The following is a 15910-nucleotide window of genomic DNA, read 5'->3' on the forward strand; positions in this document are numbered from 1 at the left end:
GGGGGTGCGCAAACGGATGGGCAGCATGCCCATGAGGTTCTGACTCCGTCAGATCCTCATCGGCATCACGACGTACTTGAAACCCGGCTGCTCGGGCACGGTGATCAGCGCGCTGCTGTTGCCGTCCTGCAGCTCGACCTTCACCATGTCGGCGCCGATGTTGCCCAGGGCGTCCATCAGGTACGTGACGTTGAAACCGACCTCGATGGCGTCGCCACCGTAGTCGATCTCGAGCTCTTCCTTGGCCTCTTCCTGCTCGGCATTGCTGCTGGCAATGCGCAGGGTACCGGGGTCGAAGTTCAGGCGCACGCCCTTGAACTTGTCGCTCGTCAGGATGGCCGCGCGCTGCAGGCTGGCCAGCAGCGGGGCACGGCCCAGCGTCACGCTGTTGCGGTGGTTCTTGGGCACCACGCGGTTGTAGTCGGGGAACTTGCCCTCGACCAGCTTGGTCACAAACTCGAGCCCCGAGAACGCGAACTTGGCCTGGTTGGCGGCAAAGCGCATCTCGATCACGGTGTCCTCGTCCTTGAGCAGGCGCTGCAGCTCGAGCACGGTCTTGCGCGGCAGGATCACCTCCTGCTTCGGGATCTCGGTCTCGAGCTCGGCCTGGGCCAGGCCCAGGCGGTGGCCGTCGGTGGCCACCAGCGTGAGCGTCTTGCCCTCGGCCACGAACAGGATGCCGTTGAGGTAGTAGCGGATGTCGTGCACCGCCATCGCGAAGTGCACCTGGTTGATCAAGGCCTTGAGCACCTTCTGCGGCACGCCGAACGCGGGGCCGAAATCGGCCGATTCGTTGACCAGCGGAAAGTCCTCGGCCGGCAGCGTCTGCAGCGTGAAGCGGCTCTTGCCGCCAGTGAGCGTGAGCTTGCTCTGGGCCGCGCTGAGCGCCACCACCTGGTCGCCAGGCAGCGAGCGCAGGATGTCGATCAGCTTGCGTGCCCCGACGGTGCACGACCACGGCCCCGTATCACCGCCCAGCGTGGCGTTGGTGCGCACCTGGATCTCGAGATCGCTGGTGGTGAACTCGATCGCGTCGGCGCTCTTGCGCATCAGCACATTGGCCAGGATGGGCAGCGTGTGCCGGCGCTCCACGATGCCGGCCACGGCCTGCAAGGCCTCGAGCAGTTCGTGTTGCGGCGCTTTCAAAACAATCATGTCTTCCTCTTTAAAGAACTGGTAGTTCTTAGTAGGGGGCCGGGCTGGCTGTGAACAAGGCTATTTTCACCTGACATTTCAACGCTTTACGGCCGGCCGAACCCTGTGGGCGCGAGGGCTGGAAGCATCGGGTTGGCCAACAACAACTCGATGGCGGCGCAAATCGATGTGGATAACAGCAGGCTTGTTCGAGTCTTGTTCACAGGTTTGTCATTTGACGGCAGTGCTACAGCCGGTGTATGCGCCTGGCGGCGCCCACAACGGGGTCGGCGGGGCGGCGGATCAGCCCTTGAGCGTCTGCTCCAGCACGTGCAGCTGCTGGTTCAGCTCGGTGTCCTTGGTGCGGTCGCCGCCGATCTTGCGCACCGCGTGCAGCACCGTGGTGTGGTCGCGGCCACCGAACAGCTCGCCGATCTCGGGCAGGCTCTTCTGGGTGAGTTCCTTGGCCAGGTACATGGCAATCTGGCGCGGCTTGGCAATCGAGGCCGGCCGCTTCTTGCTGTACATGTCGGCGACCTTGATCTTGTAGAAGTCGGCCACCGTCTTCTGGATGTTCTCCACGCTGATCTGGCGGTTCTGGATCGACAGCAGATCCTTCAGCGCCTCGCGTGCGAGGTTGATGTTGATGTCCTTGTGGCTGAAGCGGCTGTAGGCCAGCACCTTGCGCAGCGCACCTTCGAGCTCGCGCACGTTGGCGCGCACGTTCTTGGCCACGAAGAAGGCCACGTCCTCGGGCATCTCGGTGCCTTCGGCCAGCGCCTTGCGGATCAGGATGGCCACGCGCATCTCGAGCTCGGGCGGCTCGATGGCCACCGTCAGGCCGGCGTCAAAGCGGCTGGTGAGGCGCTCGTCGATGTCCACCAGCCCCTTGGGGTAGGTGTCGCTGGTCATGATGATGTGGGCGCGCTTGGCCAGCAGGGCCTCGAAGGCGTTGAAGAACTCCTCCTGCGTGCGGTCCTTGCCGGCAAAGAACTGCACATCGTCGATCAGCAGCAGGTCGAGCGAGTGGTACTTGGCCTTCAGCTCGTCAAAGGTCTTGCGCTGGTAGTTCTTGACCACGTCGCTGATGAACTGCTCGGCATGCAGGTACAGCACGCGGGCGTCGGGCTTGTCGCGCAGCAGCGCATTGCCCACGGCGTGGATCAGGTGGGTCTTGCCCAGGCCCACGCCGCCGTAGATGAACAAGGGGTTGTACATCACGCCCGGTGCACCGGCCACATGCAGTGCGGCGGTGCGGGCCATCTGGTTGGCGCGGCCGGCCACCAGGGTGTCGAAGGTGAGCGCGGTGTTCAGCCGGTGGGCGTTGGCCGCCGGCGGCAAATGCACGGCCGGGCCGCCGGCGCGCGGTGGCGCCATGCCCGGTCGCTGGCCGGCGCTGGCGCTGGCATGGGTGTCAGGGGCTTCGGCGGGCCCATCGGCTCGGCCCTCGCCGCCCGCGGGCACCGGCACCGGCACGCGGGTGGCCGGTGCCAGCGCCTGGCCATTGAGCAGCGCGGCGGCGCGCACCGGCCCGTTGGCCGGCACGGCCCGGGAGGGTGGCGGCAGATCACGCGCGGCCAGCTGCAGCGACAGGCGCACCGGCGCGCCCGCCAGTTCTCCCAGGATCGACTCGATGCGCGACGCGTATTGCGAGCGGATCCAGTCGAGCTTGAATCGGTTGGGGACGCGCACCTGGACCACGATCCCCTCTGCGCCATCGCTCAGTTCAGCGGCGGGCAGCGGGCGGATCCAGGTGTTGTATTGCTGTTCGGGCAGTTCGGCGGCGAGTCGTTCGCAGCCGCGCTGCCAGAGGTCTGGGCTCATTGTGGACAAGTCTTCTCTCGAGCGGCGCGATTGTAGGCCCCTCCGGCCCGCGCAGCCGTGGTTATCCACAGTTCCTTGCAAGGCGTCAATGGCCCGCCCCAGCCGCATGCTGGCGTGCAAGTGTTTGACGGCAAAGGAGGTTTTTGCTCTAATAGTGGGTTTCCCCAACGTGCAGGGCTCGGTGGGTGATGGGCAAGGCACGCAAAGGCCTGGCCGGAAGTTGGCGCTTGAATGTGCCGGTGCCGCCAAGGCGCTGGCGCGGTCGGTGCAGCGGGCACGCCGGGCAACAGCCGGGTGGGCACGGGCTTCTCGGGCCACGCACACGGCAGCCAAACACATCGCCAGTCAGGCAGGGCATGAGCGCACGGGCGCACACCGGTTTGCACCGGTCGTCCCGGTCACTCACCGGGGCCCGTCCATGCCACCCCCCGCATACCGACTCAAGAGAGATACGCCATGAAGCGCACCTACCAGCCGTCCAAGACCCGCCGCGCCCGTACCCACGGTTTCCTCGTGCGCATGAAGACCCGCGGCGGCCGTGCCGTGATCGCCGCACGCCGCGCCAAGGGCCGCAAGCGTCTGTCGCAGGTCTGATTCCGGCGCCGGCGTCGGCAGCCGCAAAGGTCAGCATGGTCGGGCGCATTCTGCGAACGGCCGATTTCGAGCGCGTGCTGGCACTGCCGCCGCGCTCGCGAAGTGCTCACTTCGCCGCTCACCATCTGCCGGCGGCGCCATCGGCGCCGAAAAAGCCCGTCAAGGCCAGCGTTGCGGACGAGTTGTCCACAGGTGATGCACCCAGTTGCCCACCGCCTGTGGAAGACTTGCCCCTGGAGCCGCCCGCCGGCTGCTGGCTGGGCATGGTGGTGCCCAAGCGCCATGCGCGCCGGGCGGTGACCCGCACCCTGCTCAAGCGGCAGATGCGCGCGGTGATGCAGGCCCATGGCCCGGGCCTGCCGCCGGGCCTGTGGGTGCTGCGCCTGAAGGCGCCGTTCGATCGCAGCCAGTTCCACAGCGCCGCTTCGGATGCGCTGCGCGTGGCTGCGCGCGCTGAGTTGGCCGTGCTGCTGCAGCGCGCGCTGCAGCCGGCACCCGCCGGACGCCCTGCGCGGCCTTCGGGGCCGGCGCGCCGTGGCCCGACGCAGCCGGCCGCGGCCTGAGGCTGCGCGCGCCGTGCCGCCCGGGCCTTCCATGCGATCCGTGCTGCCACAGTGCCGGCCCGCCCTGCCATGAGCCTGTCGGCTGTTCAGCTGCTGCCGCGGCGCCTGTTGATGGCGCTGGTGCATGGCTACCGCTATACGCTCAAGCCCTGGCTGGGCAACGGCTGCCGCTTCGAGCCCAGCTGCTCGGCCTATGCCTTGCAAGCGCTTGATCGCCACGGTGCCGCGGCGGGTGCCTGGCTGAGCACGCGGCGCGTGCTGCGCTGCCACCCCTGGTGCGCGGGCGGGCATGATCCGGTGCCTGACGCCGCGCCGCGCCTGTTTCGCCATCTGCTCGCCACCATGCCGGCCGCCGTCGTGCAGGCACCGGCCAGCGAGCCCGGCCGCGACCCCTCATCCCGTTCGTAGACAAGAAGACTCCACCCATGCCCGACATCCGTCGCAACATCCTCTGGGGTGTGTTCCTCGTCTCGTTGTTCCTGCTGTGGGACGCCTGGAACAAGCACAACGGCCAGACGTCGTTCTTTGATCCGCCTGCGGCACGCGCGCCGGCGGCCGCTGGATCGGCACCGCAGACGGTGGCCGCCAATGGCCTGCCGGCGTCGGTGGCCGCCGGTGCCGCCGTGCCCGGCGCGGCGGCCAGCGCCGCGGCGCCGCTGGTCAGCGAGAAGGTCACCATCACCACCGATGTGGTGAAGGCCACGCTCGACGGCAAGGGCGGCGAGCTGGTGCGGCTGGAGCTGCTGAAGTACGCCGAGAGCGAAGACACCAAGCGCAACGTGGTGCTGATGGACCGCCAGCCGCAGAGCGTGTACCTGGCACAGACCGGGCTGATCGACGCGCAAGCCGGCGTGGCCCTGCCCAATCACACGACGGTGATGACCCTGGTGCCCGGCGAGCGCGAGCTCAAGGACGGCGCCAAGGAACTGCAGGTGCGCTTCGAGTCGCCCGAGATCGGTGGCGTGCAGCTGATCAAGACCTACACCTTCCGCCGCGGCGACTATGCCGTGGCCGTGAAGCACGAGCTGCGCAATGCCGGCGCCGCGCCGGTGCAGGCCAAGCTCTACCTGCAGCTGGCGCGCGACGGCACGGTGCTGGGCAACACCAATGTGATGGCCGGCCCGGTGTCGTTCACCGGCCCGGCGGTGTACTCCGAGCAGGGCAAGTTCGAGAAGGTCGAGTTCGCCGCCATCGACAAGGGCAAGGCCGAGTACCACAAGGGCTCGGACAGCGGCTGGGTGGCCATGGTGCAGCACTACTTCGCCAGCGCCTGGCTGTTCAACGACAAGGGCGCGCGCGAGTTCAAGATCGACACCATCCCGCCCAATGAGGCCACCTTCGGCAAGAGCCTGTACCGCGTGGCCATGGTGCTGCCGCTGCCCAGCGCCGCGCCGGGCGCCACCGTGGCCCACCAGGCCACGCTGTTTGCCGGCCCGCAAGAGGAGAAGAAGCTCGAGGCCCTGGCTCCCGGCCTGGACCTGGTGAAGGACTACGGCTTTCTGACCATGCTGTCCAAGCCGCTGTTCTGGCTGCTCGACAAGCTGCATGGCCTGATCGGCAACTGGGGCTGGGCCATCGTGGCGCTGGTGGTGCTGCTGAAGATCGCGTTCTACTGGCTCAACGCCAGCGCCTACCGGTCGATGGCCAAGATGAAGGCCATCAACCCCAAGGTGATGGAGATGCGCGAGCGGCTGAAGGACAAGCCGCAGCAGATGCAGCAGGAGATGATGCGCATCTACCGCGAGGAGAAGGTCAACCCCTTCGGCGGCTGCCTGCCGATCTTTGTGCAGATGCCGTTCTTCATCGCGCTGTACTGGGTGCTGCTGTCCACCGTGGAGATGCGCAACGCACCGTGGATCGGCTGGATCACCGACCTGTCCACCAAGGACCCGTTTTTCATCCTGCCGCTGCTGATGACGCTGTCGACGCTGTTCCAGACCTGGCTGAACCCCACGCCGCCCGATCCGGTGCAGGCCAAGATGATGTGGATCATGCCGCTGATCTTCTCGGTGTTCTTCTTCTTCTTCCCGGCCGGCCTGGTGCTGTACTGGCTGACGAACAACGTGCTGGGCATCGCGCAGCAGTGGTTCATCAACAAGCAGCTGGGGCTGAACACCGGCAAGTAGCCGCCGCACGGCCTGTGGCCGTGACTTAGCGCACGCCGGGGCTGCAGCGCCCCCGCAAACCCGGACTCAAGTCCGGGCCCAGGCCGACCGATGATGCAGATCAGCGGTCGGCCTTTTTCATGGCCCGGCCGCACCAGTCAATGCGGGGTGCGGCGGCATCGCCCGGTGCCGCCCCGGTGGTGTGAAAACGGTTCATGCATGCGCATGCCCCGGCACCCCGCCCCGCGCCATCTGCCCCGGGCCTGCGTGGCCGGCGTGCGCCACGCAGGCCGGGTGCGAAGGCCGCGCCGCGGCCAGGCCATCCGCCACAATCCGCGGCCATGTCGCTGGCCCGCCGAGAAGACCCCATCGTTGCCATTGCCACCGCCGCCGGGCGCGGGGCGGTGGGCATCGTGCGGGTGTCGGGGCGCGGGCTGGCACCGCTGGTGCAGCGCCTGCTGGGGCGGCTGCCGGCACCGCGCCATGCGCACTACGGGCCCTTTGCGGCAGCCGATGGCCAGCCCATCGACCAGGGCCTGGCGCTGTGGTTTCCGGCCCCGCACAGCTACACCGGCGAAGACGTGCTCGAGCTGCAGGCCCATGGCGGCCCGGTGCTGCTGCAGTTGCTGCTGGCGCGCTGCCTGGAGGCCGCTGCCGAAACCGGGACCCCGGGCGCCGGCGCCCGGGCGCTGCTGCCGGGCCTGCGCCTGGCCGAGCCGGGCGAGTTCACCGAGCGGGCCTTTCTCAACGACAAGCTCGACCTGGCCCAGGCCGAGGCCGTGGCCGACCTGATCGACGCCAGCACCGAGGCCGCGGCGCGCTCGGCCGGCCGCAGCCTGAGTGGTGCCTTCAGCCACGAGATCGAGGCCCTGCGCGGGCGCGTGGTGCACCTGCGCATGCTGGTCGAGGCGACGCTGGATTTTCCGGAGGAGGAGATCGACTTCCTTGAACGCGCCGATGCGCGTGGCCAGCTCGATGCCATCCAGGCCGCGCTGGCCGCGGTGATGGGCCGTGCGCGCCAGGGAGCGCTGCTGCGCGAGGGCCTGAGCGTGGTGCTGGCCGGCCAGCCCAATGTGGGCAAGAGCAGCCTGCTCAATGCGCTGGCCGGGGCCGAGCTGGCCATCGTCACCGCCATCCCCGGCACCACGCGCGACAAGGTCAGCCAGACCATCCAGATCGAGGGCGTGCCGCTGCATGTGATCGACACCGCCGGCCTGCGCGCCGACGAGGACGCCAGCGATGAAGTTGAGCGCATCGGCATCGCGCGCAGCTGGGCGGCGATTGCCGAGGCCGACGCGGTGATCTTTCTGCACGACCTCACCCGCCGTGGCCAGCCGGCCTACGAGGCGGCCGAGGCCGAGATTGCCCTGCGCCTGGCCGCGCACGGCGTGCAGCGCCTGGTGCATGTGCACAACAAACGCGATGGCGTGGCGGCCGAGGTGGTGGCCGCGCTGCCCGCAGGCGAGATCGCGCTCAGCGCCAAGGCCGGCGAGGGCCTGCGGGCGCTGCGCCACGAGCTGCTGCGCCGTGCCGGCTGGCAGGCCGCGGCCGAGGGCGTGTTCATTGCGCGCCGCCGGCATGTGCAGGCGCTCGAGCGCACGGCCGGGCACCTGGCCCTGGCGGCCGGCCATGCGGCGGCGGCCGATGCGGCGCTCGACCTGTTTGCCGAAGAGCTGCGCCTGGCGCACGAGGCGCTGGGCGAGATCACCGGCCGCTTCACGGCCGACGACCTGCTGGGCGTGATCTTCGGCAGCTTCTGCATCGGCAAGTAGGCGCGCCGTTCCGCCCCCTCGGTTGCAGGGGGTGTGATCCTCGGTGGTGCGGCATCCGGCGCTACAGGACATCACCCCCCTGTTGTTCGTTGGAGATGTCCATGGCCCTGATTCCCCTGCGCCGCGCCGGCGCCCTTTGCCTGGCACTGGCCGGCCTGTTGCTACCAGGTTTGGCGCAAGCCGCGGTGCCGGCGTTGACGCTGGTGCACTCGTTCAGCTTCAGCCGCGATGCGCACAGCGCCCAGGGCGCCGTGGCCACGCTGTCGGGCGATGTGCAGGTGCGCGACGGCGTGCTGGCCGTGCAGGGCGACAAGGCCTTTGCCGAATACGCCGGGCTGATCCCGTCGGCCGAGAATGGTGCCGACACCTGGTGGACGGTGAGCCTGTGGGCCCGCCAGACCCCCGGCACCGGCACCACCACCGAGGCGGTGATGGTGGGCCAGGGTGTGGTGTCGGGCTACCTGCCGGAGTTTGCGCTGTCGCTGCGCCCTGTGCAGGGCGGCGGGCGCGAGGTGGTGGGCCTCAACCAGTCGGGCTGGGGTGGTGGCCGCAGCGCGCCGGTGGCCCATGCCGACCAATGGCACCACTACACCGTGGCCATGGCCGAAAACAATGTGCTGCTGTGGGTGGACGGCCAGTACCTCGGCCACGGCGGTGCGGGCTGGAACTACAGCACGCCCTACTTCCACGGCAACCTGCGGCTGGGTCGCCAGGTGTCGGGCTTCGGGGGCCAGTTCAATGGCGAACTGGACGATGTGCGCATCTACAGCGGCCGCATCGACGATGCCACGGTGCGGGCCCAGTTTCTGGCCGGGCCCAGCGTGTCGGCGGTGCCCGAGCCGGCCCCTGCGCTGATGGCCCTGGCCGGTGGCGCGCTGCTGTGGGCCCGGCGCCGCCGCGGCGCCTGAGGCGGCATCGCGCCAGGCGCCGGGCCGGCTTCGGTGCCCGGCGTCCGTGTCTGACGCTGGAGCCCGGCGTCAGTGCCCGGCGTAATCGACCAGCGTGAACAGCGGCAGGCCGGCGTCGCGGATGCGCTGCGAGCCGCCCAGCTCGGGCAGGTCGACGATGGCCGCGCCCTCGATCACCGTGGCGCCCAGCTTCTGCAGCAGGCGCAGGCCGGCGGTCATGGTGCCGCCGGTGGCGATCAGGTCGTCGATCAGCACCACGCGGTCGCCGGGCTTCACCGCGTCGGTGTGCATCTCCACGGTGGCGCTGCCGTACTCCAGCTCGTAGCTTTCTTCCACCGTGGTGTAGGGCAGCTTGCCCTTCTTGCGGATGGGCACGAAGCCCACGTTCAGCTCGTAGGCCACCACCGCGCCCAGGATGAAGCCGCGCGCATCGAGCCCGGCCACCGCATCGGGCTTCAGGTCGAACCAGCGGTGCACGAACTCGTCGATCAGCACGCGAAACACCTTGGGGTTCTGCAGCAGCGGCGTGATGTCGCGAAACTGGACGCCCGGCGCCGGCCAGTCGGGCACGGTGCGGATGTGCTGGCGGATGTAGTCGGCAGTCAGCGCGTGGGCGGTGGTGTGTTGCATGGCGGGCGAGCTCGAAGCGGGCCGGAGATTGTGCGCGTTTTCCGCGCTGCGGCAGTGCCGCGGGTGGCCCCCGATGGCCGAGGGCTGCGGGCTTGACTAGGCTCGCCGCACCTGCCGTTTGCCGCCGCCTGGCGTTGCCCCGTCCGTGAGCTTTGATGCCCTTGTTCTGCCTGCCCTTGCCAGCCCCGGGCCCGATGCCGCGGCCACCGAGCGGGGCCCCGCGCCCGACCGCTACTGCCGCATCGACCACGGCTTTCTCTACGCCAGTGCGCGCCTGCCGGATGTGAGCACCCAGCGCCCGTCGGCGGTGCTGCTGCTGGGCGTGTCGCCGCGCGTGCAGTTCGGCGTGGCGGCAGGCGATGGCCCCCTGCGCCAGACCGGCGCGGCGCTGGTGCGGCCGCTGGTGCAGCGCCGTCTGCAGGCGGCCGGCGCGGCCCTGGTGAGCCTGAACCTGCATCCGGCGCATGCGCAGTTTCTGCACGGGTGCGCGATCGGCGGCGACGGTGTGCTGACCCTGCCGCGCGCGGCCTTCCAGGCCCACGATGGCGCGCTGCATGCGCTGGCCGCCGGCATGCCCGACCGGGCCAGCGGCCAGGCCCTGGCCGATGCCCTGCTGGCCACGCTGGTGCCCCTGCTGCCCCCGGTGCCGGCCGAGCCGCCGCTGCGCGCCACGCTGCTGCAGTGGCTGGCGCAGCAGCCCGAGCTGGCACTGGCCGAGCTGGCGCAGCGCCTGGGCGTGTCGTACCACCGCATGTCGCACCTGTTCAGCCAGGCCATCGGCATTGGCTACCGGCAGTGGCGTGCGTTCGCGCGCGCGCAACGGGCCGCCGCGCAGTTCAAGGCACCGGGCACGCTGACCGGCATTGCGCACGACGCGGGCTTTGCCGACTCGGCCCACCTGTCGCACACGTGGCAACGCACCTACGGACTTTCCCCCAGCTTCGTGCGCCATGACAACTCGGTACAAGCCATCTTCTAGCGGCCTGACCACCATCGCGCCTTTCGGTCCCCCGACCCCCGAGACCTGCCCGAGGAGATGCCCGTGAACCGCAAGCTGCCCACCCTGAACATCCTGGCGCTGGCCGCCGCCAGCGCGCTGCTGGCTGCCTGCGGCGGGGCCGATGACGAGCCCACCAAGCAGGCCGTCAGCGAGCCCGAGGAAACCCGCGTGCAGGACAGCCGCAACAGCTATGTGCCGCGCGCGGCCAGCGCCTACAGCGACTACCAGGCCGGCACCGGCAGCAACGGCGACGGCTTCACCGCCCAGGCGGGCCTGGCGGTCGAGACCGACCGTTGGGCCGGCGTACTCAACGGTGCCGGCTACCGCATCGAGGTGCCCAAGAACTGGAACGGCAAGCTGGTGATGTATGCCCACGGCTATGCCGGCACCGGCAACGAGCTGGTGGTCACCACGCCCAGCACGCTGCGCGCCTACCTGGTGGCCAATGGCTATGCCTGGGCGGCCAGCAGCTACACCAAGAACTACTACGACGTGCGCGTGGGCGTGGAAGACACCAACGCCCTGGCCAACGAGTTCACCAAGATCGCCGCGGCGCGCGGCCGCACGCTGGCCGCCCCCACCAAGACCTACATCGCCGGCCACTCGATGGGCGGCCACATCACCGCCGCGGCCATCGAGACCGAGGCCGCCAGCTACGCCAAGAACAAGGTCAGCTACGACGGCGCGCTGCCGATGTGCGGCGTCACCGGCGACAGCGAGCTGTTCGACTACTTCAGCGGCTACCAGGCGCTGGCGCAGTACTTTGCCGGCGTGCCCAAGTACCCGGCCACCGGCTGGGCCGACGTCTCGGCGCTGGTGCGCAGCAACCTGTTCACCACCTTCAGCAGCGTGCCCACCGCGCAGGGCCTGAAGCTGCGCGAGGCGGTGCGCAACCTCACCGGCGGCGAGCGCCCGATCTTCAACGAGGGCTTCGCCAACAGCGGCCTGCAAAGCGTGGTGTGGGGCACCTTCGGCGGCGACGGCACGATCAGCGGCATCCTCAACAAGAGCCCGCTCGACACCAACCGCTTCGTCTACCAGCTCGATGCCGACAGCGCCCAGACCGATGAGGAGAAGGCGCTCAATGCCGGCGTGCTGCGCGCCACCGCGGTGGCCGATGCCAACCGCCTGCGCCGCGACGGGCTGCGCTGGATTCCCAAGGTGAACGGCGAGTTCAAGATCCCGGTGGTGTCGATGCACACGCTGGGCGACATGTACGTGCCCTTCCACATGATGCAGATCCACCGCCAGCGCGCGGTGGCCAAGGGCAATGGCAACCTGCTGGTGCAGCGCGCCATCCGCGCGCCCAGCCACTGCGACTTCACGGTCAGCGAAACCGTCACCGCCTTCGCCGACCTGGTGAAGTGGGTCGAGCAGGGCACCAAGCCGGCCGGCGATGACGTGCTCACGCCGGCCACCGTGGCCAGCCCGTCGTATGGCTGCACCTTCACGGTCAACACGCCGGTGGCCGGTGAGCCCAGCACGCCCGGCTCGGCGGTGTTCACGCGCACGCTGATGCCGGCCTGCCCGGCCAGCTGATTGCCAGCCGATTGCCAGCGGGCTGTCATCGGGCCGCTCCCAAGGCAGCCCGCCAAGCCCGCCCGGCGGTGCGCGAGTCAGGGCCGCAGCAGCGCGGCCTCGGCCATTGCCAGCGCCTCGGGCAGGCCCGACAGCACCAGCGTGTCGCCGGCCTGCAGTGCCACGCTGTCGTCGGCGTCCACGACGCGCCCGCTGGCCTGGCGCACCGAGACCACCTGCGCACCCATCGCCGGCAGGGCCAGCTCGCCCAGCGGCTGGCCCAGGCAGGCCACGGCGGCGGGCAGGGTGACGCTGGCCAGCCGCGCCTGCTGGCGCTCTTCCAGCGTGTCGTCGTCGGCACCGTGGAAGTAGCCGCGCAGCAGGCCGTAGCGCTTCTCGCGCGCGTCGCGGGTCACGCGGATCACGCGGCGCATCGGCACGCCCACCAGGGCCAGGGCCTGCGCGGCCAGCATCAGGCTGCCCTCGATGGCCTCGGGCACCACCTCGGTGGCGCCGGCCTCGCGCAGGCGCTCGAGGTCGGCATCGTCGAGCGTGCGCACGATCACCGGCACCTTGGGCGCATGCTCGCGCACCAGGGCCAGGATCTTCAGTGCCGAGGGCGTGTCGAGGTAGCTCACCACCACCGCGCTGGCCCGGCCCAGGCCGGCGGCCATCAGGCTGGGCAGGCGCGCCGCGTCGCCAAACACCACGCTCTGGCCGGCCGCGGCGGCCTGGCGCACGCGGTCGGGGTCGAGGTCGAGCGCCATGTACGGAATGGCCTCCTGCTCGAGCATGCGCGCCATGTTCTGGCCGCAGCGGCCGTAGCCGGCGATGATCACGTGGGCCTCGGTGCGGATGGCCTTCTTGGCGATGGTGGTCAGCTGCACCGACTGCAGCAGCCATTCGCTGGCCGACAGCTTCATCACGATGCGGTTGGCGTACATCACCAGAAACGGCGTGGCCAGCATCGACAGCACCATGCTGGCCAGCACCGTGCTCAGCCAGCCGCCGCGCACCAGGCCGAACTGGCTGCCGAGGGCCAGCAGCACGAAGCCGAACTCGCCCGCCTGCGCCAGATACAGCCCGGTGCGGATGGCCACGCCCGGCGTGGCATTGAAGGCGCGCGCCAGCCCCGCCACCAGCACCGCCTTGGCCACCACCGGAATGCAGGCCAGCAGCAGCACCAGGAACCACTGGTCGACCACCGGCCGCCAGTCGAGCTTCATGCCGATGGTGATGAAGAACAGGCCCAGCAGCACGTCGTGGAAGGGCCGGATGTCGGTCTCCACCTGGTGCTTGAACTCGGTCTCGGCCACCAGCATGCCGGCCACGAAGGCACCCAGCGCCAGACTCAGGCCGGCATGCTCGGTCAGCCAGGCCAGGCCCAGCGTGATCAGCAGCAGGTTCAGCACGAACAGCTCTTCGCTCTTGCGCCGCGCCACCAGCGTGAGCCACCAGCGCATCACGCGCTGGCCGCCCACCAGCAGCAGGGTCAGCAGCACCGCCGCCTTGAGCACCGCGAACATCATCGCGCGGGCCATGTCGGGCGCGCTCTCGTCCAGCGCCGGAATCAGCACCAGCAGCGGCACCACCGCCAGATCCTGGAACAGCAGCACGCCCATCACGCGCCGGCCATGCTCGCTTTCCATCTCCAGCCGCTCGGCCATCAGCTTCACGACGATGGCGGTGGAACTCATCGCCATGGCCGCCCCCAGCACGAAGGCGCCCTGCCAGCCCAGATCCCAGCGCTGGCCCAGCGCGGCAAAGGCCCAGGCCAGCGCGGCGTTGCCGGCCAGCGCACCCAGGATGGTCAGCAGCACCTGGCTGAGCCCCAGGCCGAACACCAGCGTGCGCATGCTGCGCAGCTTGGGCAGGTTGAACTCCAGCCCGATGACGAACATCAGGAACACCACGCCGAACTCGGCCAGGTACTTCACGCCGGCCGAATCCTTGGCCAGCGCCAGCGCATTGGGGCCGATGACGATGCCCACCGCCAGGTAGCCCAGCATCGGTGGCAGCTTCAGCAGACGGCAGCCCACCACGCCCAGCACGGCGGCCACGAGGTACAGCAAGACGAGTTCGAGGGTGGAGGCCATCCAGGCGGGTGAACGGGGTGGTGGGGCAGTGGGGGGAGGCGGGGCCGGCGGCACGGGCCGGGCGCCGGCCGGGTGCGCCGCCTAGAATGCGGCGCACCGGTGCGTCGATGCTAAGCGAGCATGCCGCTCCGGGCCGCCGATACCGCGCAAGCCCGGTGCGCGCGCCCGCCGGCCGTTCCACCAGCCCTCCGCCCACCGTGACCGCGCGACCCTCCATCGACCCGCAGCGTGCCCTGCAACTGGCCGCCCATACCTTCGAGATCGAGGCGCGTGCGCTGCTGGGCCTGGCCGCACGCCAGGGCGCGGGCTTTACCGGCGCGGTGCAGGCCATGCTCGACTGCCGCGGCCGCGTCATCGTGATGGGCATGGGCAAGAGCGGCCATGTCGGCCGCAAGATCGCCGCCACGCTGGCCTCCACCGGCACGCCGGCGTTTTTTGTGCACCCGGCGGAGGCCAGCCACGGCGACCTGGGCATGGTGCAGCCGGGCGACGTGGTGCTGGCCATCAGCAACAGCGGCGAGAGCGACGAGCTGGCCGCCATCCTGCCGGCGCTGCGCCGCCTGGGCATCACGCTGGTGGCCATGACCGGCAAGCCCGAGTCCACGCTGGCCCAGCATGCCGATCAGGTGATCTCCAGCGCGGTGGCCGAGGAAGCCTGTCCGCTCAATCTGGCGCCCACCGCCAGCACCACCGCGCAGATGGCGCTGGGCGACGCACTGGCCGTGGCCCTGCTGGATGCCCGCGGCTTCGGCGAGGCCGACTTCGCCCGCTCGCACCCCGGCGGCGCGCTGGGCCGCAAGCTGCTGGTGCACGTGGGCGAGCTGATGGTCAGCGGCGACGAACTGCCCACCGTGGCGGCCGACACGCCCTTCACCGAGATGATGCGCAGCATGTCGGCCAAGGGCCTGGGTGCCGCGCTGCTGGTGGATGGCGACGGCCGGCTGCAGGGCATCTTCACCGACGGCGACCTGCGCCGCCTGGTCGAGCGCGGCGTCGAGCTGCGCACCCTGGGCGCCGCCGAGGTCATGCACCCGCGGCCCAAGACCATCCGCGCCGACGCCCTGGCGGTGGAGGCCGCCGAGCTGATGGAGCAGCACCGCATCACCGCGGTGGCGGTGGTCGACGGCAACGGCCGCCTGGCCGGCATGCTGACCATCGGCCACCTGATGCGCGCCAAGGTGGTGTGACGGTGGCACCCGCACTGAACTTCGCGCCTGAGCTGCTGCTGCGGGCCCAGGGTCGCGGCGGCGGCATGCGCGCGGCGATCTTCGACGTCGACGGCGTGCTCACCGACGGGCGGCTGTACATCGGCGCCGACGGCGAGGGCGTCAAGGCCTTCCATGTGCTCGACGGTCATGGCCTCAAGCTGCTGGCCCAGGCCGGCATCGTGCCGGTGATCATCACCGGCCGCGATTCGCCGGCGGTGCGCCGGCGCATGAGTGATCTGGGCCTCACGCGCGTGCACTTCGGCGTGTCCGACAAGCTGGCCTGTGCCCAGGCCGTGCTGGCCGAGCTGGGCGTCGACTGGGACGAGCTGGCGGTGATCGGCGACGACTGGCCCGACCTGCCGCTGCTGCGCCGCGCCGGCCTGGCCTGCGTGCCGCCCAACGGCCATGCCGAGGCCCGTGCGGTGGCCCATCACATCACCGCGGCACGCGGTGGCGAAGGTGCGGCGCGCGAGTTCTGCGACCTGCTGCTGGTGGCCGCCGGCCGCTACGCCGCGCTGCTGGCCGCCCAGCAGGGCGGCACGCTGGACGCGCGCTGAG

Annotated in this window: 14 protein-coding genes; 10 read left to right on the forward strand and 4 right to left on the reverse strand. The window is 70.1% G+C overall.

The features are described from left to right. Positions 1 to 48: 48 nt before the first annotated feature. On the reverse strand, positions 49 to 1155 hold the full coding sequence (gene dnaN / locus N4G63_RS00930; RefSeq protein ID WP_260789275.1) for a DNA polymerase III subunit beta: 1107 nt from the start codon (positions 1153 to 1155) through the stop codon (positions 49 to 51). Between the two features lie 282 nt (positions 1156 to 1437). Then, positions 1438 to 2958, reverse strand: a complete 1521-nt coding sequence (gene dnaA, locus N4G63_RS00935; RefSeq protein ID WP_260789274.1) for a chromosomal replication initiator protein DnaA — start codon at positions 2956 to 2958, stop codon at positions 1438 to 1440. A gap of 456 nt (positions 2959 to 3414) precedes the next feature. Between dnaA and rpmH the strand changes: the two genes are divergently transcribed. The 6 genes from rpmH (at position 3415) to N4G63_RS00965 (ending at position 8900) form a co-directional block, all read left to right on the forward strand. Next, positions 3415 to 3552, forward strand: coding sequence for a 50S ribosomal protein L34 (gene rpmH, locus N4G63_RS00940; RefSeq protein ID WP_137734500.1), 138 nt, complete (start codon positions 3415 to 3417; stop codon positions 3550 to 3552). Positions 3553 to 3587: 35 nt separating this feature from the next. Beyond that, positions 3588 to 4115: a ribonuclease P protein component gene (locus tag N4G63_RS00945; RefSeq protein WP_314599234.1), complete on the forward strand. Its 528-nt coding sequence runs from the start codon at positions 3588 to 3590 to the stop codon at positions 4113 to 4115. Positions 4116 to 4184: 69 nt separating this feature from the next. After that, the gene (yidD, locus tag N4G63_RS00950) at positions 4185 to 4523 is read left to right on the forward strand and encodes a membrane protein insertion efficiency factor YidD (RefSeq protein WP_443111988.1); all 339 of its coding nucleotides are present in this window, start codon (positions 4185 to 4187) and stop codon (positions 4521 to 4523) included. Between the two features lie 17 nt (positions 4524 to 4540). Further along, positions 4541 to 6241 (forward strand): membrane protein insertase YidC, encoded by a 1701-nt coding sequence (gene yidC / locus N4G63_RS00955; RefSeq protein ID WP_314599235.1) that lies wholly within the window; start codon positions 4541 to 4543, stop codon positions 6239 to 6241. A gap of 320 nt (positions 6242 to 6561) precedes the next feature. Next, positions 6562 to 7992, forward strand: coding sequence for a tRNA uridine-5-carboxymethylaminomethyl(34) synthesis GTPase MnmE (gene mnmE, locus N4G63_RS00960; RefSeq protein ID WP_314599236.1), 1431 nt, complete (start codon positions 6562 to 6564; stop codon positions 7990 to 7992). A gap of 101 nt (positions 7993 to 8093) precedes the next feature. After that, a complete protein-coding gene (locus tag N4G63_RS00965; protein ID WP_260789263.1) occupies positions 8094 to 8900 on the forward strand; it encodes a LamG-like jellyroll fold domain-containing protein in 807 nt (268 codons plus the stop codon). 69 nt (positions 8901 to 8969) lie between these two features. Here N4G63_RS00965 and N4G63_RS00970 read toward each other — a convergent pair whose 3' ends face one another. Next, positions 8970 to 9530, reverse strand: a complete 561-nt coding sequence (locus tag N4G63_RS00970; protein ID WP_260789262.1) for an adenine phosphoribosyltransferase — start codon at positions 9528 to 9530, stop codon at positions 8970 to 8972. A 145-nt stretch (positions 9531 to 9675) separates the two neighbouring features. On the opposite strand from N4G63_RS00970, the gene N4G63_RS00975 reads away from it, so the two are divergent. Both N4G63_RS00975 and N4G63_RS00980 read left to right on the forward strand, forming a co-directional pair. Next, positions 9676 to 10509 carry a helix-turn-helix transcriptional regulator gene (locus N4G63_RS00975; protein WP_260789260.1) on the forward strand — a complete coding sequence of 278 codons (834 nt, stop codon included), beginning with the start codon at positions 9676 to 9678 and terminating at the stop codon, positions 10507 to 10509. A gap of 63 nt (positions 10510 to 10572) precedes the next feature. After that, on the forward strand, positions 10573 to 12069 hold the full coding sequence (locus N4G63_RS00980; protein WP_443111989.1) for an alpha/beta hydrolase family protein: 1497 nt from the start codon (positions 10573 to 10575) through the stop codon (positions 12067 to 12069). Between the two features lie 77 nt (positions 12070 to 12146). Here N4G63_RS00980 and N4G63_RS00985 read toward each other — a convergent pair whose 3' ends face one another. After that, on the reverse strand, positions 12147 to 14144 hold the full coding sequence (locus tag N4G63_RS00985) for a monovalent cation:proton antiporter-2 (CPA2) family protein (RefSeq protein ID WP_260789259.1): 1998 nt from the start codon (positions 14142 to 14144) through the stop codon (positions 12147 to 12149). A gap of 197 nt (positions 14145 to 14341) precedes the next feature. Between N4G63_RS00985 and N4G63_RS00990 the strand changes: the two genes are divergently transcribed. Further along, a complete protein-coding gene (locus tag N4G63_RS00990) occupies positions 14342 to 15331 on the forward strand; it encodes a KpsF/GutQ family sugar-phosphate isomerase (RefSeq protein ID WP_260789257.1) in 990 nt (329 codons plus the stop codon). A 65-nt stretch (positions 15332 to 15396) separates the two neighbouring features. After that, entirely contained in the window at positions 15397 to 15909 is a 513-nt protein-coding gene (locus N4G63_RS00995; protein WP_260789550.1) for a KdsC family phosphatase, read from the forward strand. The last annotated feature ends 1 nt before the right edge of the window (position 15910 follow it).

This window comes from Aquabacterium sp. OR-4 (genome assembly GCF_025290835.2).
GTDB lineage: Bacteria > Pseudomonadota > Gammaproteobacteria > Burkholderiales > Burkholderiaceae_C > Pseudaquabacterium.